Raw genomic sequence first — 22,332 nt, forward strand, 5'->3', positions numbered from 1 at the left:
CGGCACGGCCCCTGCATTCATTCGCCCATACGGCAATTCCCTGGCGGCGATTCTCCGTCGCCATGGAAAAACCAACGAACCTGCGCCTGTAGTGCCTGTCAGACCGTCTAGGCTCAGACAATTTCATGCTCGTTCGAGGTCTCATCAATGACTCAAGAACCACTTGTTCGCGAAGCCGAAGTGGCTGCATTTCGCGATGCCGTGTTGACCAAACTCACTTACGCCGTCGGCAAGGACCCGGATCATGCGTTTGATCACGACTGGTTCGAAGCCATTGCCCTGGCCGCCCGCGACCATATGGTCGAGCACTGGATGGACCACACGCGGCAGATTTACCGCAAGGGCCAGAAGCGCGTTTATTACCTCTCCCTGGAGTTTCTCATCGGCCGCTTGCTCTATGACAGCCTGAGCAACCTCGGTCTGCTGGACACTGCGCGCGAAGCCCTGACCGAACTGGGCGTGGATCTGGAGCGCATTCGCCTGCTCGAACCCGATGCGGCGTTGGGCAACGGCGGCCTCGGCCGGTTGGCGGCATGTTTCATGGAAAGCATGTCCACCTTGGGCATTGCCGGCCATGGCTACGGCATTCGTTACGAGCACGGCCTGTTTCGCCAGGCCATCGTCGATGGCTGGCAGCAGGAGCAAACCGAACACTGGCTGGATTTCGGCAACCCCTGGGAGTTCGAGCGGCCGGAAGTGGTTTACCCGATCGGCTTCGGCGGCAGCGTCGAGACCGTGACCGACGCCTCCGGCAATACCAAGCAAGTCTGGTCTCCGGGTGAAACCGTGCGAGCCATCGCCTATGACACGCCCGTGGTGGGTTGGCGCGGTGCCAGCGTCAACACCCTGCGTCTGTGGCGCGCCCGCGCCATGGAAGAGCTGCACCTGGAACGCTTCAACGCCGGCGACCATTTGGGTGCCGTGGCGGAAGTGGCCCGGGCCGAAAGTATCTCCCGCGTGCTGTACCCGGCCGACAGCACCGAGGCGGGCCAGGAATTGCGCCTGCGCCAGGAGTATTTCTTCGTCGCCGCCTCGCTGCAGGATTTGTTGCGCCGTCATCGCAACATGCACACCTCGGTATTGACCTTGGGCGACCACGCGGCGATCCAGCTCAACGACACTCACCCGTCGATCGCCGTGGCCGAGTTGATGCGCCAATTGGTGGACGTCTACGACGTGGCCTGGGATGCCGCCTGGCAGATCACCCAGGACACGCTCTCCTACACCAACCACACGCTGCTACCCGAAGCCCTGGAAACCTGGCCAGTGGGGCTGATGGAGCGCATGTTGCCCCGACACATGCAGATCATTTACCTGATCAACGCCCAGCACATCGATGCTCTGCGGTCCAAGGGGGTGCACGATTTCGACGTGCTGCGCGCGGTGTCGCTGATCGAAGAAGACAATGGCCGCCGGGTGCGCATGGGCAACCTCGCCTTTCTCGGTTCCCACAGCGTCAACGGTGTGTCCGGATTGCACACGCAACTGATGCGCAGCACGGTGTTCTCCGAGCTGCACAAGCTCTACCCCGAGCGGATCAACAACAAAACCAACGGCATCACGTTCCGCCGCTGGCTGTTTCAGGCCAACGCTGAACTGACCTCGATGATGGTCGATGCCCTGGGCCCGAGCGTGCTCGACAACCCCGAGGAACGCCTGATCGAGCTGGAGCCGTTCGCGGATCAACCGGCGTTCCGCAAACAGTTCGCCGAACAGCGCCTGCACAGCAAAAAGGCCTTGGCGCATCTGATTCACGAGCGTTTGGGGATTGCCGTGAACCCGGCGGCGATGTTCGACGTGCAAGTCAAACGGATCCATGAATACAAGCGCCAGTTGCTCAACCTGATGCACACGGTGGCGCTGTACCAGGCGATCCGCGCCGAACCGGAAGTGGACTGGGTGCCACGGGTGAAAATCTTCGCTGGCAAGGCCGCCGCCAGTTATCACCAGGCCAAATTGATCATCAAGCTGACCAACGATATCGCCCGTGTGGTGAACAACGACCCGACCGTGCGTGGCCTACTCAAAGTGGTGTTCCTGCCCAACTACAACGTCAGCCTGGCCGAGAGCATCATCCCGGCGGCGGACCTTTCCGAGCAGATATCCACGGCCGGTTTTGAAGCGTCAGGCACCAGTAACATGAAGTTCGGTCTTAACGGTGCGCTGACCATCGGCACCATGGACGGCGCCAACGTGGAGATGCATGAGCGCGTGGGCGGTGAGCACATGTTCATCTTCGGCCTGACGGCCGAGCAGGTGGAGGCCCGCAAGCAGAACGGCGAGTTCAGTGCTGCGCCGGACATTGCCGCGTCCCATCGCCTCAACGATGTATTGCAGGCAATTCGCGGCGGGGTGTTTTCGCCGGACGATCCGATGCGTTACACCGGGCTTGTCGATTCGCTGGTGGATTACGATCGCTTTCTGGTCTGCGCCGACTTCGACTCTTACTGGGATGCCCAGGCCAGGGTCGAAGAGCGTTGGCACGACGCCCAGCACTGGTGGCGTTCGGCGGTGCTCAACACCGCGCGCATGGGCTGGTTTTCCTCCGACCGGACCATCCGGGAATACGCCACCGACATCTGGAAAGCCCTGGAGTAGCAGTTGCAGGAAATGTGAGCGAAGCCCAACGGTGGTTGGGCTTGGTCGATATACTAAGCGCCAGTTTCGCCGGGCTGTGTGGCCGGTTTAGTACTTGAGGCGCCAGCAATCCATTGTGGGAGCGAGCCTGCTCGCGATAACGGTGTGTCAGCCAACCTGTTTGGTAACTGACGGACCGCTATCGCGAGCAGGCTCGCTCCCACAAGGTTTGTGTGGTTCCACTAGACTGAACCAGGCACCGCTTCACCCCGGTTAAGCCCGCAAAGGGCCGCTTAGGGATATCGACCATGCAATGGATTTTGATGCTGTTGGGCCTGGCATTTGGCTGGGTGGTGGATGAGTCGTTCGCCGATGCGCTGATAGGCGCGTTGCTGGGCCTTGGCATCGCTCAGGGGATTGGTCTGCGTCGCCTCGGTGCCCACGCCGCCGAACAGCAGAACCAGTTGCAAACGGCCCAGCGCACCTTGAGCGCACTGGAGCAGCGGCTGATCGCGCTTGAGCGCAGCACGGTCGCAGCCTCCGAACCGGCGCCATCGCCCGAGATCGTCGTGGCCCAGGCACCGGAATCCGAAATCCCACCTGAGCCGGAGCTGGTCTGGGAACTGCCGCCTGACCTTGAAGCCCTTCCGGCGATGACCACACAAGCCAGTCAGCCGTTGCCCGACGACGTATGGACGTCTGCGCCGACCGCCCCCAAACCGGTCCAGCCGGAACCGGCTGCCCCTCGTGGTCCGAATCTGTTCGAGCGTGCCGTCGCGGGGGCGCGTAACTGGCTGTTTGGCGGTAATACCGTATTGCGGGTCGGGGTGGTGCTGTTGTTCCTCGGCCTGGCGTTTCTGCTGCGCTATGCCACTGAAGGCATGGTCGTGCCCATCGAGTTGCGTTATGCAGGCGTCGCGGCCAGTGCGTTGGGCCTGCTAGGCCTGGGCTGGTGGTTGCGCCAGCGCAACAGCAACTACGCGCTGATGTTGCAGGGCACCGGGATCGCCGTGCTGTACCTGACCGTGTTCGCCGCCATGCGCCTGCATCCACTGCTCGACTCGAAAGCGGCCCTGGGCTTGCTGGTAGCGGTCACGGTGTTCTCGGCGATTCTGGCGGTCACCCAAAATGCCCTCGGCCTGGCTGCGGTGGCAGCGTTGGGCGGCTTTGCCGCGCCGATCCTGACGTCCACCGGCAGCGGCAACCATGTCGCGCTGTTCAGCTACTTCATCCTGCTCAATGCCGGCATTCTGGCGATTGCCTGGTTCAAGGCCTGGCGCCTGCTCAACCTGATTGGTTTTGTCGGCACCTTCGGCATCGGTTTCGCCTGGGGCTTGCGCTCTTATGGGCCGGAACTGCTCTGGAGCACCGAGCCGTTCCTGATTGTTTTCTTCCTGATGTACCTGGCGATCGGCTTGTTGTTTACCCGACGCAAGCTGCTGGAAATGGGCGACGGGCCCGAGGACGAAGGCCGCGATGCGCTATTGCGCTGGTCGGCCCGCAAGGGCGACTACGTGGACGGCACCCTGCTGTTCGGCCCGCCCCTGGTGGGGTTCGGTCTGCAGTTCGCGCTGGTGCAGCATCTGGAGTTCGCCGCAGCGTTCAGCGCCCTGGCCCTGGGCATCATCTACATGGGACTGGCGCGGGTATTGATGGGGGGGCGCGCCGTCCTGTTGGCCGAAACCTGCCTGGCCTTGGGGGTGATTTTTGCCAGCCTGGCGATTCCCCTGGGCCTCGATGCTCGGTGGACCGCGGCGGCATGGGCCGTGGAAGGGGCGGGGATTTTCTGGCTGGGCCTGCGTCAGCAGCGGCCTTTGGCTCGGGCTTTTGCCTTGCTGCTGCAACTGGGCTCGGCGCTGGCTTTTGTCAGCGAGTTGCGTCAGGGCGACAGCAGCCTGATCGATGGCGCCCCGCTGGGGGCGTTGATGCTGGGTGGCGCCTTGCTGTTCAGTTTCTACCAGTTGCGCAAGACCGCGCCTGAGCACGCCACACGCTGGGAGCGCCAAGGCCTGCCGGTGCTGGCAGTGCTGGGCTTGAGTTTTCTCTATCTGCTGGCGCCGTTGTTCTTCTTTACTCACGGCACTGCCATCGCCTGGGCCCTGGCCGGTCTGGCGACGCTCTTGGCGGGCCTGCGCCTGCAATCGCGCAGCTTCCTGTTTACCGCGTTCGCGGTGCAGTTGCTGGGCGGTGCGCTGTTCCTGTTGCGTTTGCAGGGGGCCGAAGGGGATTCGACCGCGGTGTTCAGCGCTGGCTGGAGCGGTTTGCTCAGTGCCTCCCTGATCGGCCTGACGCTGATTGGCGGCATGCTGCTGGCGGCCCGCGATGACATGGTGCGCAACGATGTCCGATTGCTGCGCGGGCTGTCGGTAGTGCTGCTGGCAGGGTTGGTGCTGATCAACCTCGCCGTGCTCTTCGTCCTGCCCTGGCAGACGGCTAGCGGTGTATGGGCGGCCAGCGGCCTGCTGATCATCTGGCTGAGCCTGTACCTGAAGCAGCGCGTGAGTTTCGTGTTTGGTCTGTTGTTGCAGTTGATCGGCGGCGCGGCGTTTCTTGCCGCCGGGTCGGCGCTGCTCGGGCCGCTGAATGCCGAGGATCTGCGGCCCCTGGCTCACAGCGGGTTCTGGACACCGCTGGTGCTGGGGTTGGCGGCACTGGTGGGCGCGTGGCGATTGCAGCGTGGTCATCCGTCGGCGGTGTTCCAGGCCTTGAGCTTGCAGCGGTTGTCCGAGTTGCTGCTGGTCTGGGGGGCAGGCTGGTGGGCGCTGGCGTGGGGCAGCGAAGTGCTGCGCTTTGCACCGCAGCACTTGCAAGGTCATTTGATGCTGATCGTCGCGGCAATCAGTGTGGCGCTGTGGGCATTGCTGGCGCTGCGTTTGAAATGGCCGGCGATGGGGTTGCTATGCACCTTGCTGATACCTGTGGCCGGCTGTGTGCTGGTGGCGACCGGGCATAGCCGTTATCACCCGGCGGCGGATTTCGGCTGGCTGGCCTGGTTGGCCGTGTTCGCCGTGCATTTGCTTTCCCTGAAACGTCTGGCGCCGCTGCTGCCGGCTCGGGCGCGCAGCACCGCCCATGTGCTCGGTTGCTGGCTGCTGATCGGTGTGCTGGCGCTGGAGGTGCGCTACGGCCTGCTGCTGTTGTCCGAGCAGTACAACGCCTGGCGCTGGCTGGGTTGGGCGATTCTGCCGAGCCTGTACCTGGTGCTGATGGCCGCGCCGCGGGCCTGGCCGTGGCCGGTCTCGGCCCATCCACGCGAATATCGTGTGTACGCGGCGGCACCCCTGGCCCTGTTGATGCTGGGCTGGTTCTGGCTGGCCAACACCTTCAGCGACGGCAGCGCCGAGCCGTTGCCCTATGTGCCGCTGCTCAATCCGTTGGAGCTGGGCTTGCTGTTCGCCTTGTTTGGCGTCTACGTATGTGCTCGCAGCGCGCTAGCGCAACTGGCAATCCGATGGAGTCATGCCGGACACGTCGCCCAGTTGATCGCCGGCGTGTCGCTGTTCGCGTTCTTCACCGCCGTGGTGATGCGCAGTGCCCACCATTGGATCGGCGTGCCGTTCGAGCTGGATGCGTTGCTCGAATCCATGTTTGTGCAGGCCGGGCTGTCCATCGTCTGGACCCTGATTGCCCTGGGCCTGATGATCGGTGGGCATCTGCGCCATCGTCGTGAGGTGTGGCTGATCGGTGCGGCGTTGATCGCCGTGGTGGTGGCCAAGCTGTTCTTTGTCGAATTGAGTAACCGTGGCGGTCTGGCGCGGATCGTGTCGTTTATCGGCGTGGGCGTATTGCTGTTGGTGGTGGGCTACTTCGCGCCGCTGCCGCCAAAACGCCCGGAAGGGGGCTCGCGGACCGAGCCGCCAACACCTGTCAGTGAGGGAGTGTCGTCTTGAGTCGCAAGTTGAGTCGCATCGGGTTGGGCGTGGTGGGGTTGTGGGTGGCCTTGTCGGTGACGGCCCAGGAACAGCCGGCGGACTTTGCCCATCAGGTGCCATTGGCCTTGAGCGGCGAGGGGCCCTGGTATCGCCTGGCGTTGCCCCTGGAGATTCAGTTGCAAGCGCGCCAGACCGATCTGAGCGACCTGCGGGTGTTCAACGCCGCCGGGCAGGCCCAGGCCTACGCATTGGTTCGCGAGACGGCCCGGAGCCGGGAACACAGCACCACCGACGTGAAGTGGTTCCCGTTGTACAACGCCGCCGATGACAACGAGCGCGCGCCCAGCGTACGGGTCCAATCGAGCGCCAACGGCACGCTGGTGCAGGTGCAACCGTCCAGCCGGCTCGAGGCGGGGGAGGAGGAACTGCGCGGCTGGCTGCTGGATGCCAGTGCGATCAAGGCGCCCTTGCAACAGTTGATCCTCGACTGGACCAGCGAGCGCGACGGCTTCCAGCGCTTCACCATCGAAGCCAGTGACGACCTGCAACACTGGCAGGCGTGGGGCGAAGGCCAGGTGGCGCGGCTGACCTTTGCTGATGAGCGGGTGGAGCAGCATGAGGTCAGCTTGCCAGGACAGCCGGCGCGTTATCTGCGGTTGTTATGGGAATCGCCATCATCGGCGCCGGTGTTGACCTCGGCCCAGTTGCAGAGCGGCAGTCGCGAGAGCCTGCCGTTGCCGTTGGTCTGGTCGCAGCCTTTGGCCGGCAGCACCATGAAGGCTGGGCAATACACCTGGCAGTTGCCCATGGGGTTGAATGTCGAACAGGTGCAGGTCGAACTGAGCCAGGCCAACAGCCTGGCACCAGTGACCCTGGCCGGACGGCGTGAAAGCAGCCAGCCGTGGCAATCGCTGGGCAGCGGCTTGCTGTATCGCCTGACCCAGAACGGTCAGGATGTGTTGCAGAACCAACTGCAGCTGTCGGGGCAGACCGTGCAGCAATTGAAGCTGACGGTGGACGAACGTGGCGGCGGCCTCGGTGCCCAAGCGCCAGCCTTGCGTTTTGCCGTGCGCCCGACCCAAGTGGTGTTCCTGGCGCGGGGCGAGGGGCCCTACAGCCTGGCGCTGGGCAATGCGACGGCGAAAGCGGCCAGCCTGCCACTGGCCACGCTGGTGCCCGATTACAAGCCGTCACGCCTGGCGACGTTGGGTACGGCGACGCTGAGCGGTGCGGCCACCTCGACACCGGTTACCGCCGCCACGCCTGCGACCATCGAGACCAACTGGAAGAAGATCGGCTTGTGGGCGGTGTTGCTGATCAGCGTACTGGTCCTTGCGGCGATGGCATTGAGCTTGCTGCGTAAGCCGCCGGTCAAAAACTGAGGTGCTGCGCACCCATCGCGAGCAGGCTCGCTCCCACACTGGATTTATGTCGTATACAAAAACTGTGTCCGCAGAAGATCAAATGTGGGAGCGAGCCTGCTCGCGATAGCGTCCTCTCGACAACAGAAATACCCAAGCGAGGCGCGACCCCGTGAACTCAATCCTCCATTCCCCGTCTCATAGGAGGAATTAAGTCCCGACTCGCGCTAAACTGCGCAGGTTTTTCCGCCCCCTATTCTTCGGAGCCGTCCATGTCCCGCGTTACCTTGAGTCGCTATTTGATTGAGCAGACCCGCAGCAACAACACCCCTGCCGATCTGCGCTTTTTGATCGAAGTGGTGGCGCGTGCATGCAAGGAGATCAGCCACGCCGTATCCAAAGGCGCCCTGGGTGGTGTCCTGGGCAGCATGGGCACCGAAAACGTGCAGGGCGAAGTGCAGAAGAAGCTCGACGTGCTCTCTAACGAAATCCTGCTCGAAGCCAACGAATGGGGCGGCCACCTGGCCGGCATGGCGTCCGAGGAAATGGACAACGCCTACCAGATCCCAGGCAAATACCCCAAGGGTGCTTACCTGCTGGTGTTCGACCCACTGGACGGTTCGTCGAACATCGATATCAACGCGCCAGTGGGCACCATCTTCTCGGTATTGCGTTGCCCGAACGAATACCTGAGCCAGAATGAAGCCTTGAATGAAAAGGCTTTCCTGCAGCCAGGCACCGAACAGGTCGCCGCCGGTTATGCCATTTATGGCCCGCAGACCATGCTGGTGCTGACCCTGGGCGACGGCGTCAAAGGCTTCACGCTGGACCGTGAGATGGGCAGCTTCGTTCTGACCCACGAAGACATCACCATTCCTGAAACCACCCAGGAATTCGCCATCAACATGTCCAATCAGCGTCACTGGGAAGCCCCGGTACAACGCTATGTGGGCGAATTGCTGGCCGGTGAAGAAGGTCCGCTGAAAAAGAACTACAACATGCGCTGGGTCGCCGCGATGGTCGCGGACGTACACCGCATCCTGACCCGTGGCGGTCTGTTCATGTACCCGCGCGACAGCCGCGAGCCGTCCAAGCCGGGCAAACTGCGTCTGATGTACGAAGCCAACCCGATGTCGTTCCTGGTGGAACAGGCTGGCGGTGCGTCCACTGACGGTCACCAGCGTATTCTCGACATCCAGCCCGAAGGCCTGCACCAGCGTGTGGCGGTGTTCCTTGGCTCGAAGGAAGAGGTCGCCCGCGCCACGGCCTACCACAAGGAATAAATCATGGCCCAGCCCTGGCAGCCGTTGCTCGATTGGTGGTTTGGCTCAGCCAAATCGCCGGACGAAATAGCCGCTGACAAGGGCAAGCTGTGGTTCGGCAAACGGCATGATCGCCAAGCGCAAGAGCGCTTCGGCGATCAGGTCGAGCAGGCACTGGCCGGCGGATTGACCGACTGGGCGCAACGCCCCGAAGGCTGGCTGGCTCTGGTGCTGCTGCTTGATCAGCTCCCGCGGATGATCTTTCGCGACTCTCCCAAGGCTTTTTCCGGTGACCTGCGTGCCCAAGCGCTGGTGGCCCAGGGCATGGCGGCGGGTTTCGACCGGCAACTCGAACCTATCCAGCGGGTGTTCATCTACTTGGTGCTCGAACATTGCGAAAACCTGGCGGTGCAGAATGAAGCGGTGTCCCGTTTCATCGAACTGACCCGCGAGCAGCCCGAGGCGGATCGGGCGGTGTTCGAAGACAACCTGGATTACGCCGAGCGGCATCAGAAGATCATTGCGCAGTTTGGACGTTTCCCCCATCGCAATGCGGTGTTGGGGCGTGAGTCCACGGCTGAGGAAGTCGAGTTTTTGAACAGGCCTGGGTCCAGGTTCTGATTTTGCTGTGAGGCTGATGCCGCCATCGCGAGCAAGCTCGCTCCCACAGGGATCTTTGTGGCAAAGAGATCTACTGTGGGAGCGAGCTTGCTCGCGATGGGGCCCGCCCGGGCACTAGATTCGGAAACTACCCACCAACTGCTTCAACCGCGTCGCTTGCTGTTCAAGGTCGGCACAGGCCCGCAATGTCGCTTGCAGGTTTTCCACGCCTTCCTGGTTCAGCGTGTTGATTTCGGTGATGTCGACATTGATCGATTCCACCACGGCGGTCTGCTCTTCTGTGGCGGTGGCCACGGACTGGTTCATGCCGTCGATTTCACCGATGCGCTGGGTCACGCTGCCCAGGCGTTCGCCGGCCTGGTTGGCGATGCCGACGCTGCTTTCGCTCTGGCGCTGGCTGTCGGTCATGGTCAGGACCGCTTCCCGGGCGCCGACTTGCAGCTCCTCGATCATCTTCTGCACCTGCTGCGCCGAATCCTGGGTGCGATGAGCCAGGTTGCGCACTTCATCGGCCACCACCGCGAAGCCGCGACCGGCTTCACCGGCCCGGGCGGCTTCGATGGCGGCGTTCAGGGCGAGCAGGTTGGTCTGCTGGGAAATGCTGGTAATCACCTCCAGGATCTGGCCGATGTTCACCGTATTGCTGTTCAGGGTTTCGATGTTGCCGCACGAATCGCTGATCTTGGCGGACAACTGCTGCATGGCGGTGATGGTTTTATCCACCACGTGTTGACCGTCTTCGGCCAGGCTGCGGGCATCGCTGGAATGTTGCGAGGCGAGGGCGGCGTTCTGGGCGATTTCCTGGGCGGCGGCACCGAGCTGGTTGATCGCCGCGGCCACGCTGCTGGTGCGTGAAGCCTGCTGATCGGAATTGACCATCGACGAGTTGGACGCGCTGACCACACGCAGCGCGACTTCGTTGACCAGACCGGTGGCCGAGGCCACTTCGCGGATCGACGTGTGAATACGCTCCACGAAACGGTTGAAGGACGTGCCCAGAGCGCCGAATTCGTCCTGGCCATGGATGGTCAGACGGCGTGTCAGGTCGCCTTCGCCTTCGGCGATGTCATGCATGGCGCGGCCCATGGTCAGCAGCGGTTGCATCAGCACGCGGATCAGCATGCCCAGCAGGGCGATGATGAATACTACGGCAATCACCATGGCGATCAGCGCCGAAGTACGGAACTCGCTGAGCATCGCCAGGGCAGTGTTCTTGTCGAGCACCAGCGCCACGTACCAGTCGGCCCCCGGTACGCCGTTGACCCGCGTGAAGGAGAGGTATTGAGTCTTGCCGTCGAGCTCGACTTCTTTCATGCCTGGGCTGACGTGCAGTGCACCGTCAGGGTAGGCCTCGGCCAGGGTCTTGAGCACGCGCTTGCTGTCGGGGTGGATGAGGATCTTGCCGTCGGCGCTGACGATGAACGCATGGCCGTGGCCGCCAAAATTCAGCGAGTTGATGATGGCGCTGACGCTGGACAGGTCGATGTCCGCACCGGCCACGCCGATCATCTGGTTCTGATGTTGTACCGGGGTGGCGACGGTTATTACCAGTTTGCCCGACGAGGCGGCGATGTAGGGTTCGGTGACGATGGTTTGTTGGGCGCTGTTGGCGGCCTTGTACCAGCCACGGGCGCGGGGATCGTAGTCGGCCGCACGATTGCCGGCCGGTACCGAGAACATCACGCCGTCGGTGCCACCGAAATAGCTGAGCTGGAAGTTGCCGGTGTAGGCCGGTAGGCCCACGGCGCGCTTGAGACTATCGGCACTGCTGCCGTCCACGGCAATCTGCTGGGCCAACGATTGCAGCAATTGGGTGCGGCCTTCGACCCAGGTTTGAATGTTGCGGCTGGTCAGGCTGCCGAGCTCCTGCATGGAGGTCTCGGTGCTGGCTTGCAAGCCCTGGCGCTGACGGTAGTCGTTGAACAGGATGAAGCAGGCGAATGCAACGGCTACCACGAGCGCAGCAGCCAGCAGGATTTTGTGGCTGAATTTCATGTTTCTGGTCATTAAGAACGCTACCGCAGAGGAGCTGGTCAGGAAGGGGCGTCAATTTGCCATAACACCTGGCATCGCGCTGCTCTTTTTATCGGCTCCAAAGCGCTTTGAATCAGGCGCGTGCAGGCTAATCCCGACGAAATACACGACGGCGTCACAAACGGGTTGATTCATCCATGAAACACCGGCCCAAAGCCCAACAAATACTGGGTCTGTCGGGGAACCAGATAGGGGTTTTCTCTTCTAAGGTTCTGGTTGGCACCCTGCCACCCCCTTCCGTTCCAGGAGTTACACCATGTCGCTGCGATCTATCGCCCTGTTGTCCTTGTGCGTCTTGTTGACGGCATGCAGCAAGGTCAACCAGGAAAACTATTCGAAACTGTCTGCCGGCATGCCCAAGGCCGAAGTCGAAGCGTTGTTGGGGAAACCGACCGATTGTTCGGGCGCGCTCGGCATGTCCAGTTGCACCTGGGGCGACCAGAAGAGCTTTATCAGCGTGCAGTACGCCGGTGACAAAGTGTTGATGTTTTCCGGCCAAGGCCTGAAGTAAACCGGGGCCACCGGCCCGCGGGAGAAAAATAATGATGCGGTTATTGTTAGTGCTTTTTGCCGGCCTGGTATTGGCTGGCTGTGCCACTTCTGGCGAAGACCCGTTGGCGCCAAAGACTGTCAACAGCGTCGACCTCAAGCGTTACCAAGGGACCTGGTACGAGTTGGCCCGTCTACCGATGTACTTCCAGCGCAACTGCGCGCAATCGGAAGCCCACTACACCCTCAAGCCTGACGGCAATGTGGATGTGTTCAACCGCTGCCTGACCTCGGACTGGCAGTGGGAAGAAGCCAGGGGCACTGCAACGCCTCAAGTGCCGGGCAAGACCGACAAGCTCTGGGTCGAGTTTGATAACTGGTTTTCGCGGATCGTGCCGGGTGTGGCGAAGGGGCAATACTGGGTCCTGTATGTCAGCGATGATTACAAGACCGCCATCGTCGGTGACCCGAGTCGTCGCTACATGTGGTTGCTGTCCCGAACCCCGACGGTCAATGGCGTTGTGCGCGAAGAACTGCTGAGCAAGGCGCGCCAGCAGGGTTACGACACGACTCGGTTGATCTGGCGTGCATCGGATCGGCAGATGGCCAAGACTTCGGATTGATAGTCACCGATCAAATGTGGGAGCGAGCCTGCTCGCGATGAGGTCGTCACATTCAACACAGATGTTGACTGATAGACCGCCATCGCGAGCAGGCTCGCTCCCACAGTTTTGTGGTCAACCCAACAGTTCGCGCAAGACTTGAGTAAACGCCCGCGCACTGTCCTCCTCCCCGGCATGATGCCCGTCACGCACGACCCATTGCCCGCCAACCATCACATCCCGCACCTGACGATCTGCGCCGGCAAACAGCCAGCGATTGAGAATCCCATCGCCGTTTGCGGTGGCCAGGTACGGATCGTTGCCATCGAGCACCAGCCAGTCCGCGCGCTTGCCCACTTCGAGGGCGCCGACCGGTTGTCCCAACGCCTGGGCACCCCCTTGCAGCGCGGCATCGAACAAGGTGCGCCCGACCATCGGTTGATCGGCCCGATACAAGCGGTTGCGCCGTTGATCTCGCAGACGCTGGCCGTATTCCAGCCAACGCAGCTCTTCCACCACGCTCAACGACACATGGCTGTCGGAACCGATCCCAAGACGTCCGCCCTGGGCGAGGAAATCCACCGCCGGGAAAATCCCATCACCCAGGTTGGCTTCGGTGGTCAGGCACAGGCCGGCAATCGCCTGGCTCCTGGCCATGAGGCTGACTTCGTGAGCATTGGCGTGGGTGGCGTGGACCAGGCACCAGCGCTGATCCACCTCGGTGTTTTCGTACAGCCATTGCAGCGGTCGGGCGCCACTCCAGCTCAGGCAGTCGTCGACTTCCTTTTGCTGCTCGGCAATGTGGATGTGCACCGGGCAATGGCGGTCGCTGGCGGCCAGCACTTCCTGGATTTGCCCGGGGGTCACGGCACGCAGCGAGTGGAAACACAAACCCAGCGCCTGGGCTGGTTGCCCGGCCAGGATCGGCTGCAAGCGTGACTGAAGCTTCAAGTAGTTTTCGGTGCTGTTGATGAATCGACGTTGCCCGTCATTGGGGGCCTGGCCACCGAAACCGGAATGGCTGTAGAGCACCGGCAGCAAGGTCAGGCCGATGCCGGCGGCGCTGGCCGCCTGGCTGATGCGCAGGGCCAGTTCCGCCGGGTCGGCGTAAGGCGTGCCGTCGGTGTCGTGGTGTACATAATGGAATTCGGCGACCGAGGTGTAACCGGCCTTGAGCATTTCGATGTATAGCTGTCGGGCGATGATGCCGAGCTGATCGGGGCTGATTTTTCCGACGAGGCGGTACATCAGGTCGCGCCAGGTCCAGAAACTGTCGTTGGGGTTGCCCGCCACTTCCGCCAGCCCGGCCATGGCCCGCTGGAAGGCGTGGGAGTGCAGGTTCGGCATACCAGGCAACAGTGGCCCGCCCAGCCGTTCGGCGCCGTCTGCCTGGGAGTCGGCCTGGATATGAGTCAAGACGCCGCTGGCGTCGACTTCAAAACGTACATCATGGGCCCATCCACTAGGCAGCAGCGCGCGTTCGGCAAAGAAGGCGGACATGGTTCAACCTCATCGTGCGTAATTTGTATATACATATACAGACGTTTGCCTGCCCGGTAAACTCCGGCAAGCTAGCACCCTTCTTTTGCAGAACAAGGAACCGCCGTGCCGACTCCGCCTGCCAAACCGCCGCTGGCCGCAAACATGGGCGACAGTCCGGCGCCCTTGTACGCCCGCGTCAAACAGATGATCACCCAGCAGATCGACAGTGGAAACTGGCCGCCGCATTACCGCGTGCCATCGGAAAGCGAACTGGTCAGCCAACTGGGTTTCAGCCGCATGACCATCAACCGTGCCCTGCGTGAGATGACCGCCGACGGCCTGTTGGTGCGCATGCAGGGCGTCGGCACCTTCGTGGCCGAGCCCAAGAGCCAGTCGGCGTTGTTCGAAGTGCATAACATTGCCGACGAGATCGCCTCCCGAGGCCATCGCCATACGTGCAAGGTCATCACGCTGGAGGAAGAGGCCGCCGGTTCCGAGCGCGCCCTGGCCCTGGACATGCGCGAAGGCCAGAAGGTATTCCATTCGCTGATCGTTCATTTCGAAAACGACATCCCCGTGCAAATTGAGGACCGTTTCGTCAATGCCCTGGTGGCCCCGGACTACCTCAAGCAGGACTTCACTCTGCAAACGCCCTACGCCTACCTCAATCAGGTTGCGCCGCTGACCGAAGGCGAGCACGTGGTTGAAGCGATTCTCGCTGAGGCGAGCGAGTGCAAGCTGCTGCAGATCGAACGGGGCGAGCCATGCCTGTTGATTCGCCGCCGCACCTGGTCGGGGCGTCAGCCGGTAACCGCCGCGCGCCTGATTCACCCCGGTTCCCGTCATCGTCTGGAAGGACGCTTTCATAAATGATCAAGCAGATGAAAGTTCTGCGCGCCGCCGATTATCCACGCATGCCATGGAAAAACGGCGGCGGCAGCACCGAAGAAATTACCCGTGATGCGGGTACCGGCCTGGACGGTTTCGGCTGGCGCCTGTCGATTGCCGATATTGCTGAGTCGGGCGGTTTTTCGACCTTTGCCGGCTACGAGCGAATCATCAGCGTCTTGCAGGGTGACGGCATGACGCTCACGATTGATGGTCAGGCTACGCGGTCTTTGCACCCACTGGACCCGTTTGCATTCAGTGGCGAAAGTCATGTGACGTGCACCTTGCTGGGCGGAGCGATTCGCGACTTCAACCTGATCTACGCGCCAAAGCGTTACCGCGCACGGTTACAGTGGATGGCCGGCGAACAACGGTTTTTCAGTGAGGCGGGGACCGTCCTGGTGTTCAGTGCGGACACCGAACTCGGCATCAGGACAGGCGAGTCCATTGCCGATCTGGGCCTTTATGACTGTTGGCAACTGAGCGGTAACACCGGCTTGCTGGAAATATCCACCCGCGGTCAATGCTGCGTGATCGAGCTGACGGCCCACTGACCTCAGGCGTGTAGGCCATTGTGGCGAGGGAGCTTGCGCAGCAGACCCAAAAAACAGGGCCGCTTCGCACCCCAGCGGGAGCAAGCTCCCTCGCCACAATAAGCCTGTTCGATGTTCCTTCCATGCGCACCAACTTGTTACCGAATGCCCCAGCGTGGCGCAACGCCACGCTTTATTGGCCCTTCCTTCCAGTACCAAAAATCCCCTTCAGAAATTTCATTTTCCGCTAGAGCCCTTTAATTACGGGACTCACTACCATGCTCGTCGTTTTCCTTGGGCGCGCATTCATCAAGTTGGCCGCCTGATTGCATATGCTTGTACATACAAGTAAAGACGTATGCGTATGAGTCGCCATTGCTCAACGTAACGTGCCTGGAAATCGCGCCCATTGCCTGGGCTGGTCTGGATTGATCGCTGAGGAGTTCTTGCTGTGACCGACGCTACCCGCAAACCCGAAAAATACCGTGACGTTGAAATCCGTGCCCCACGCGGTAACACCCTGACCGCCAAGAGCTGGCTGACCGAAGCGCCGCTGCGCATGTTGATGAACAACCTCGACCCCGAAGTGGCCGAGAACCCCAAGGAACTGGTGGTTTACGGTGGCATCGGCCGTGCGGCGCGTAACTGGGAGTGCTACGACAAGATCGTCGAAAGCCTGACCAACCTCAACGACGACGAAACCCTGCTGGTGCAATCCGGCAAGCCGGTGGGCGTGTTCAAAACCCACAGCAACGCTCCTCGCGTGTTGATCGCCAACTCCAACCTGGTGCCGCACTGGGCCAGTTGGGAACACTTCAACGAACTGGACGCCAAGGGCCTGGCCATGTACGGCCAGATGACCGCCGGCAGCTGGATCTACATCGGCAGCCAGGGCATTGTCCAAGGCACCTACGAGACCTTCGTCGAGGCCGGTCGCCAGCATTACGACGCCAACCTCAAGGGGCGCTGGGTCCTCACGGCCGGCCTGGGCGGCATGGGCGGTGCGCAGCCGTTGGCCGCGACCCTGGCCGGTGCTTGCTCGCTGAACATCGAATGCCAGCAGGTGAGCATCGATTTCCGCCTCAAGACTCGTTATGTCGACGAACAGGCCACTGATCTGGACGACGCCCTGGCCCGTATCGAGAAATACACCGCAGAAGGCAAGGCGATCTCCATCGCGCTCTGTGGCAACGCCGCCGAAATCCTGCCGGAAATGGTCCGTCGCGGTGTGCGTCCGGACATGGTCACCGACCAGACCAGCGCCCACGACCCGCTCAACGGTTACCTGCCGGCCGGCTGGACTTGGGACGAGTACCGCGCCCGCGCCAAGACTGAGCCTGCTGCCGTGGTCAAAGCGGCCAAGCAGTCGATGGCTGTCCACGTCAAAGCCATGCTGGCCTTCCAGAAAATGGGCGTGCCGACCTTCGACTACGGCAACAACATCCGTCAGATGGCCCAGGAAGAGGGCGTCGAAAATGCCTTCGATTTCCCAGGGTTCGTACCGGCGTATATCCGTCCGCTGTTCTGCCGTGGCATCGGCCCGTTCCGCTGGGCTGCGCTGTCGGGCGACCCGCAGGACATTTACAAGACCGACGCCAAGGTCAAGGAACTGATCCCCGACGACGCCCATCTGCACAACTGGCTGGACATGGCCCGCGAGCGCATCAGCTTCCAGGGTCTGCCGGCGCGTATCTGCTGGGTCGGCCTGGGCCAGCGTGCCAAGCTGGGCCTGGCGTTCAACGAAATGGTGCGCAGCGGCGAATTGTCGGCCCCTATCGTGATCGGTCGCGACCACCTGGACTCCGGTTCCGTGGCCAGCCCCAACCGCGAAACCGAAGCCATGCAGGACGGTTCCGATGCCGTGTCCGATTGGCCGTTGCTCAACGCTTTGCTCAACACCGCCAGCGGCGCGACCTGGGTGTCGCTGCACCATGGCGGCGGCGTCGGCATGGGCTTCTCCCAGCATTCGGGCATGGTCATTGTCTGCGACGGCACCGACGAAGCGGCCGAGCGAATTGCCCGCGTGCTGCACAACGATCCGGGTACTGGGGTGATGCGCCATGCTGATGCTGGCTATCAGATCGCCATTGATTGCGCCAAGGAACAGGGGCTGAACCTGCCGATGATCACCGGCAAGTAACCCCGGAGCCCATGTGGGAGCGAGCTTGCTCGCGATGAGGGCGGCACATTCAACACTTGTGTTGGCTGATAGGCCGCCATCGCGAGCAGGCTCGCTCCCACAAAAAAGCAACGCTCGAACTAGGACAATCCACAGAGGTTGAACCATGGCCGTCACCCGCACACGCGCAAGCAGCAAGCCGTTGATCGAGAAGCGCTCGATCGACTACATACCGGAAGCGGAGAGACACGGCCGATTGTTGAGCCAGTTCACCCTCTGGATGGGTGCCAACCTGCAAATCACTGCCATTGTCACCGGCGCATTGGCGGTGGTGCTGGGTGGTGATGTGTTCTGGTCGTTGATCGGTTTGCTGATCGGCCAACTGCTCGGCGGTGGCGTCATGGCGTTGCATGCCGCGCAAGGGCCCAAGCTTGGCCTGCCGCAGATGATCTCCAGCCGGGTGCAGTTTGGTGTGTACGGCGCGGCCATCCCGATCGTGCTGGTGTGCCTGATGTACCTGGGTTTCACCGCAACCGGAACCGTGCTTTCCGGCCAGGCGCTGGGCCAGTTGTTTGGTGTCAGCGACAGTGTCGGCATCCTCATTTTCGCCAGTACCATCGTGCTGGTCACGGTGCTCGGTTATCGGGTGATTCACCTCATTGGCCGTGTCGCCAGCGTCATTGGTGTGATCGCCTTTGTTTACCTGTTCGCTCGCCTGATGAGCCAGACGGACGTTGGCGCACTCCTGCAAATCCGCCATTTCAGCTGGAGCAGTTTCCTGCTTGCGGTGTCGCTCGCGGCTTCCTGGCAGATCGCCTTCGGCCCCTACGTGGCGGACTATTCGCGTTACCTGCCGAGCAAGACTTCCTCGGTGAAAACCTTTTTTGCCGCAGGCGCAGGTTCAGTCATCGGCGCGCAGGTGGCGATGATCCTTGGCGTGTTTGCCGCCGCCTCGGCCAATGGGCAGTTCGCGGGTCACGAAGTGGCCTACATCGTTGGCCTGGGTGGTACCGGTGCCACCGCTGCGCTGCTGTACTTCAGCATCGCTTTTGGCAAGGTCACTATCTCCACGCTGAACTCCTACGGCAGCTTCATGTGCATTGCGACCATCATCAGTGGTTTTCGGGGTCACCTGAACGTCACGCGCTTGCAGCGTCTAGGCTTCGTGCTGGTCATCGTCGGCGCGGCGACCCTGATCGCGCTGCTCGGTCAGCACTCGTTCCTCGGTGCGTTCAAGTCTTTCATCCTGTTCTTGCTGGCGTTCTTTACGCCTTGGAGCGCGATCAATCTGGTGGACTACTACTGCATCACTCGCGAGCGCTATGACGTGCCGGCGCTGGCCGACCCGAACGGTCGCTACGGTCGTTGGAATGCCCTTGGTATCAGCGTCTATGTCTTCGGTGTACTGGTTCAACTGCCGTTCATCGCCACCAAGTTCTATACCGGTCCGCTGGTGGAAGCCATGGGTGGTGTGGATATTTCCTGGATCATCGGCCTGGTGGTTCCGGCGGTGCTGTATTACCTCGCCGCCAGGAAGTGGCACAGCGCTGTACCCGATCAATTGATCCTGCCGGTCGAGCAGGACGCGGTTGACGCACAACCGAGCAGGGCGGGTCGCATCCAAGCGGCCTGATGGGATGTTGACAGGGCTGGATGCCTCTTGACTGCCGTAAGCCAATTCACTGATTAGGAGCGTCACATAATGAAATCGAACAAGACCCTGCTGACCACATTGCTTTGCATGGGCCTGCTGGCCAGTGCCGGCGCCACGCAAGCGGCGGGTTGGTGCGAGTCGGGCAAGCCGGTGAAATTCGCCGGTCTGAACTGGGAAAGCGGCATGTTGCTGACCGACGTCATGCAAGTGGTGCTGGAAAAAGGCTACGGCTGCAAGACCGACAGTCTGCCAGGCAACTCCATCACCATGGAGAACGCCTTGAGCAGCAACGACATTCAGGTGTTCGCCGAAGAATGGGTCGGTCGCAGTGAAGTCTGGAACAAGGCCGAGAAGGCAGGCAAGGTTGTCGGCGTCGGCGCCCCGGTGGTGGGTGCCATCGAAGGCTGGTACGTGCCGCGCTATGTGATCGAGGGCGACGCCAAGCGCAAGCTTGAAGCCAAGGCGCCGGGCCTGAAGAACATCGCCGACCTGGGCCAGTACGCCGCTGTGTTCAAGGACCAGGAAGAGCCATCCAAGGGCCGCTTCTACAACTGCCCGGCCGGCTGGACCTGCGAGCTGGACAACAGCGAAATGCTGAAAAGCTATGGCCTGGAAAAAACCTACACCAACTTCCGCCCGGGGACCGGTCCGGCCCTGGATGCGGCGGTGCTGTCGAGCTACAAGCGCGGCGAGCCGATCCTGTTCTACTACTGGTCGCCAACCCCGCTCATGGGTCAGGTAGACCTGGTGAAACTGGAAGAAAAACCGGGCGTGGACAAAAGCGTGACCATCAAGGTCGGCCTGTCCAAGACCTTCCACGACGAAGCGCCGGAACTGGTGGCCGTGCTGGAAAAGGTCAACCTGCCCATCGATATCCTCAACCAGAACCTCGGGCGCATGGCCAAGGAGCGGATCGAGTCGCCGAAACTGGCGAAGATCTTCCTGAAGGAACATCCTGAAGTCTGGCACGCCTGGGTCAGTGAAGACGCGGCCAAGAAAATCGACGCGGCTCTGTAGGTCGAATACACCCGGCCAACCCTAGGGCTGGCCGGGACGTTCACTGCATCCACTTGATCGAGAGTCTCTTATGTTTCCCGAAAGCTTTACCTTCTCCATCGCCGACTGGGTCAACAGTTGGGTCGACTCCCTAGTGACCAACTACGGCGATGTGTTCCGGCACATTTCCGACACCTTGCTGTGGGCCATCGTCAACCTCGAAGGCCTGCTGCGCATGGCACCCTGGTGGTTGATGCTGGCCATCGTCGGCGGCATTGCCTGGCACGCCACCCGCAAGGTCGCGACCACGGCGGTGATTGTCGGCCTGCTGTTCCTGGTGGGCGCGGTGGGCCTGTGGGACAAACTGATGCAGACCCTCGCCCTGATGCTGGTGGCGACATTTATTTCGGTGTTGATCGGCATTCCGCTGGGCATCCTCTCGGCCCGCAGCAATCGCCTGCGTTCGGTGTTGATGCCGTTGTTGGACATCATGCAGACCATGCCAAGCTTCGTGTACCTGATTCCGGTATTGATGCTGTTTGGCCTGGGCAAGGTCCCGGCGATTTTCGCCACGGTGATCTACGCCGCGCCGCCATTGATTCGCCTGACCGACCTGGGCATTCGCCAGGTGGACGGCGAAGTGATGGAAGCCATCAATGCCTTCGGCGCCAACCGTTGGCAACAGCTGTTCGGCGTGCAACTGCCCCTGGCCCTGCCAAGCATCATGGCCGGGATCAACCAGACCACCATGATGGCCCTGTCGATGGTCGTCATCGCTTCGATGATCGGCGCCCGTGGCCTGGGCGAAGATGTGCTGGTGGGCATCCAGACCCTCAACGTCGGACGCGGCCTGGAAGCCGGGCTGGCGATCGTGATTCTCGCCGTGGTCATCGACCGCATTACCCAGGCCTATGGTCGTCCTCGGCATGAGGTGAGCAAATGAACAACGCAGCCATCAGCAAGATCGAAGTCAAGAACGTCTTCAAGATTTTCGGCAATCGCTCCAAGGAGGCTTTGGAGCTGATCCGCCAGAACAAGACCAAGGACCAGGTGCTGGCCGAAACCGGTTGCGTGGTCGGTGTGAACGACTTGTCGTTGAGCATTGGCACCGGTGAGATCTTCGTAATCATGGGGCTTTCCGGCTCCGGCAAGTCCACTTTAGTGCGCCACTTCAACCGGCTGATCGATCCTACTAGTGGCGCGATCCTGGTGGACGGCGAAGACATCCTGCAACTGGACATGGAAGCTCTGCGCGAATTTCGCCGGCACAAGATCAGCATGGTGTTCCAGAGCTTCGGCCTGTTGCCCCACAAGAGCGTGCTGGACAACGTCGCCTATGGCTTGAAAGTGCGTGGCGAGAGCAAGCAGGTCTGCACTGAGCGGGCGCTGCACTGGATCAACACCGTGGGCCTGAAGGGCTACGAGAACAAATACCCGCACCAGCTCTCCGGCGGCATGCGCCAGCGCGTGGGCCTGGCCCGTGCCTTGGCGGCGGACACCGACATCATCCTGATGGACGAAGCCTTCAGCGCCCTCGACCCGCTGATCCGCGCGGAAATGCAGGACCAGTTGCTGGAACTGCAAAAGACCCTGCACAAGACCATCGTGTTCATCACCCACGACCTAGACGAAGCCGTGCGCATCGGCAACCGCATCGCGATTCTCAAGGATGGCAAGCTGATCCAGGTCGGCACACCCCGAGAGATCCTGCACTCTCCGGCGGATGAGTATGTTGATCGGTTTGTGCAGCGGCGTGCGGCGGTGGTTTGAGGAATGTGTGGTGGCTGGGCTGGCCCCATCGCGAGCAAGCTCGCTCCCACAATGGGATCTCTCCTGTTCACA

Annotated in this window: 16 protein-coding genes; 14 read left to right on the forward strand and 2 right to left on the reverse strand. The window is 61.6% G+C overall.

Features of this window, described 5'->3' with window-relative positions:
• Positions 1-147: 147 nt before the first annotated feature.
• The 5 genes from MKS85_RS24595 (at position 148) to MKS85_RS24615 (ending at position 9,693) form a co-directional block, all read left to right on the forward strand.
• Positions 148-2,598, forward strand: coding sequence for a glycogen/starch/alpha-glucan phosphorylase (locus MKS85_RS24595; RefSeq protein ID WP_047226920.1), 2,451 nt, complete (start codon positions 148-150; stop codon positions 2,596-2,598).
• 287 nt (positions 2,599-2,885) lie between these two features.
• Complete coding sequence (locus tag MKS85_RS24600; protein ID WP_310663152.1) at positions 2,886-6,467, forward strand: DUF2339 domain-containing protein; 3,582 nt, start codon at positions 2,886-2,888, stop codon at positions 6,465-6,467.
• Complete coding sequence (locus tag MKS85_RS24605; protein ID WP_139048855.1) at positions 6,464-7,831, forward strand: DUF3999 domain-containing protein; 1,368 nt, start codon at positions 6,464-6,466, stop codon at positions 7,829-7,831. The genes MKS85_RS24600 and MKS85_RS24605 overlap by 4 nt, the downstream gene beginning before the upstream one ends.
• Before the next feature lie 251 nt (positions 7,832-8,082).
• On the forward strand, positions 8,083-9,093 hold the full coding sequence (locus MKS85_RS24610; protein ID WP_047226923.1) for a class 1 fructose-bisphosphatase: 1,011 nt from the start codon (positions 8,083-8,085) through the stop codon (positions 9,091-9,093).
• A 3-nt stretch (positions 9,094-9,096) separates the two neighbouring features.
• Positions 9,097-9,693 carry a DUF924 family protein gene (locus tag MKS85_RS24615; protein ID WP_188251785.1) on the forward strand — a complete coding sequence of 199 codons (597 nt, stop codon included), beginning with the start codon at positions 9,097-9,099 and terminating at the stop codon, positions 9,691-9,693.
• A 114-nt stretch (positions 9,694-9,807) separates the two neighbouring features.
• On the opposite strand, the gene MKS85_RS24620 is transcribed toward MKS85_RS24615, so the two are convergent.
• Positions 9,808-11,700: a methyl-accepting chemotaxis protein gene (locus tag MKS85_RS24620; RefSeq protein ID WP_223194484.1), complete on the reverse strand. Its 1,893-nt coding sequence runs from the start codon at positions 11,698-11,700 to the stop codon at positions 9,808-9,810.
• 283 nt (positions 11,701-11,983) lie between these two features.
• Between MKS85_RS24620 and MKS85_RS24625 the strand changes: the two genes are divergently transcribed.
• The gene (locus MKS85_RS24625; RefSeq protein ID WP_047226926.1) at positions 11,984-12,238 is read left to right on the forward strand and encodes a lipoprotein; all 255 of its coding nucleotides are present in this window, start codon (positions 11,984-11,986) and stop codon (positions 12,236-12,238) included.
• A gap of 31 nt (positions 12,239-12,269) precedes the next feature.
• Positions 12,270-12,839 carry a lipocalin family protein gene (locus MKS85_RS24630; protein WP_047226927.1) on the forward strand — a complete coding sequence of 190 codons (570 nt, stop codon included), beginning with the start codon at positions 12,270-12,272 and terminating at the stop codon, positions 12,837-12,839.
• Between the two features lie 114 nt (positions 12,840-12,953).
• On the opposite strand, the gene MKS85_RS24635 is transcribed toward MKS85_RS24630, so the two are convergent.
• On the reverse strand, positions 12,954-14,318 hold the full coding sequence (locus MKS85_RS24635; RefSeq protein ID WP_076383358.1) for a formimidoylglutamate deiminase: 1,365 nt from the start codon (positions 14,316-14,318) through the stop codon (positions 12,954-12,956).
• A gap of 144 nt (positions 14,319-14,462) precedes the next feature.
• Between MKS85_RS24635 and hutC the strand changes: the two genes are divergently transcribed.
• The 7 genes from hutC to MKS85_RS24670 all read left to right on the forward strand — a co-directional run bounded on the left by hutC (position 14,463) and on the right by MKS85_RS24670 (position 22,260).
• Positions 14,463-15,173, forward strand: coding sequence for a histidine utilization repressor (gene hutC / locus MKS85_RS24640; RefSeq protein WP_171061303.1), 711 nt, complete (start codon positions 14,463-14,465; stop codon positions 15,171-15,173).
• A complete protein-coding gene (locus tag MKS85_RS24645; RefSeq protein WP_139048869.1) occupies positions 15,173-15,742 on the forward strand; it encodes a HutD family protein in 570 nt (189 codons plus the stop codon). The genes hutC and MKS85_RS24645 overlap by 1 nt, the downstream gene beginning before the upstream one ends.
• A gap of 430 nt (positions 15,743-16,172) precedes the next feature.
• Positions 16,173-17,861 (forward strand): urocanate hydratase, encoded by a 1,689-nt coding sequence (hutU, locus tag MKS85_RS24650; RefSeq protein ID WP_047226931.1) that lies wholly within the window; start codon positions 16,173-16,175, stop codon positions 17,859-17,861.
• A 145-nt stretch (positions 17,862-18,006) separates the two neighbouring features.
• Complete coding sequence (locus MKS85_RS24655; RefSeq protein WP_188251787.1) at positions 18,007-19,473, forward strand: cytosine permease; 1,467 nt, start codon at positions 18,007-18,009, stop codon at positions 19,471-19,473.
• A gap of 69 nt (positions 19,474-19,542) precedes the next feature.
• Positions 19,543-20,511 (forward strand): ABC transporter substrate-binding protein, encoded by a 969-nt coding sequence (locus MKS85_RS24660; protein WP_047226933.1) that lies wholly within the window; start codon positions 19,543-19,545, stop codon positions 20,509-20,511.
• Positions 20,512-20,581: 70 nt separating this feature from the next.
• Positions 20,582-21,433: a proline/glycine betaine ABC transporter permease gene (locus MKS85_RS24665; protein ID WP_047226934.1), complete on the forward strand. Its 852-nt coding sequence runs from the start codon at positions 20,582-20,584 to the stop codon at positions 21,431-21,433.
• Positions 21,430-22,260: a glycine betaine/L-proline ABC transporter ATP-binding protein gene (locus MKS85_RS24670; protein WP_052915294.1), complete on the forward strand. Its 831-nt coding sequence runs from the start codon at positions 21,430-21,432 to the stop codon at positions 22,258-22,260. Before MKS85_RS24665 ends, MKS85_RS24670 begins: the two co-directional genes overlap by 4 nt.
• Positions 22,261-22,332 lie beyond the last annotated feature (72 nt).

Source organism: Pseudomonas sp. JL2, from assembly GCF_031570495.1.
In the GTDB taxonomy this organism is placed as follows: Bacteria; Pseudomonadota; Gammaproteobacteria; order Pseudomonadales; family Pseudomonadaceae; genus Aquipseudomonas; species Aquipseudomonas rhizophila.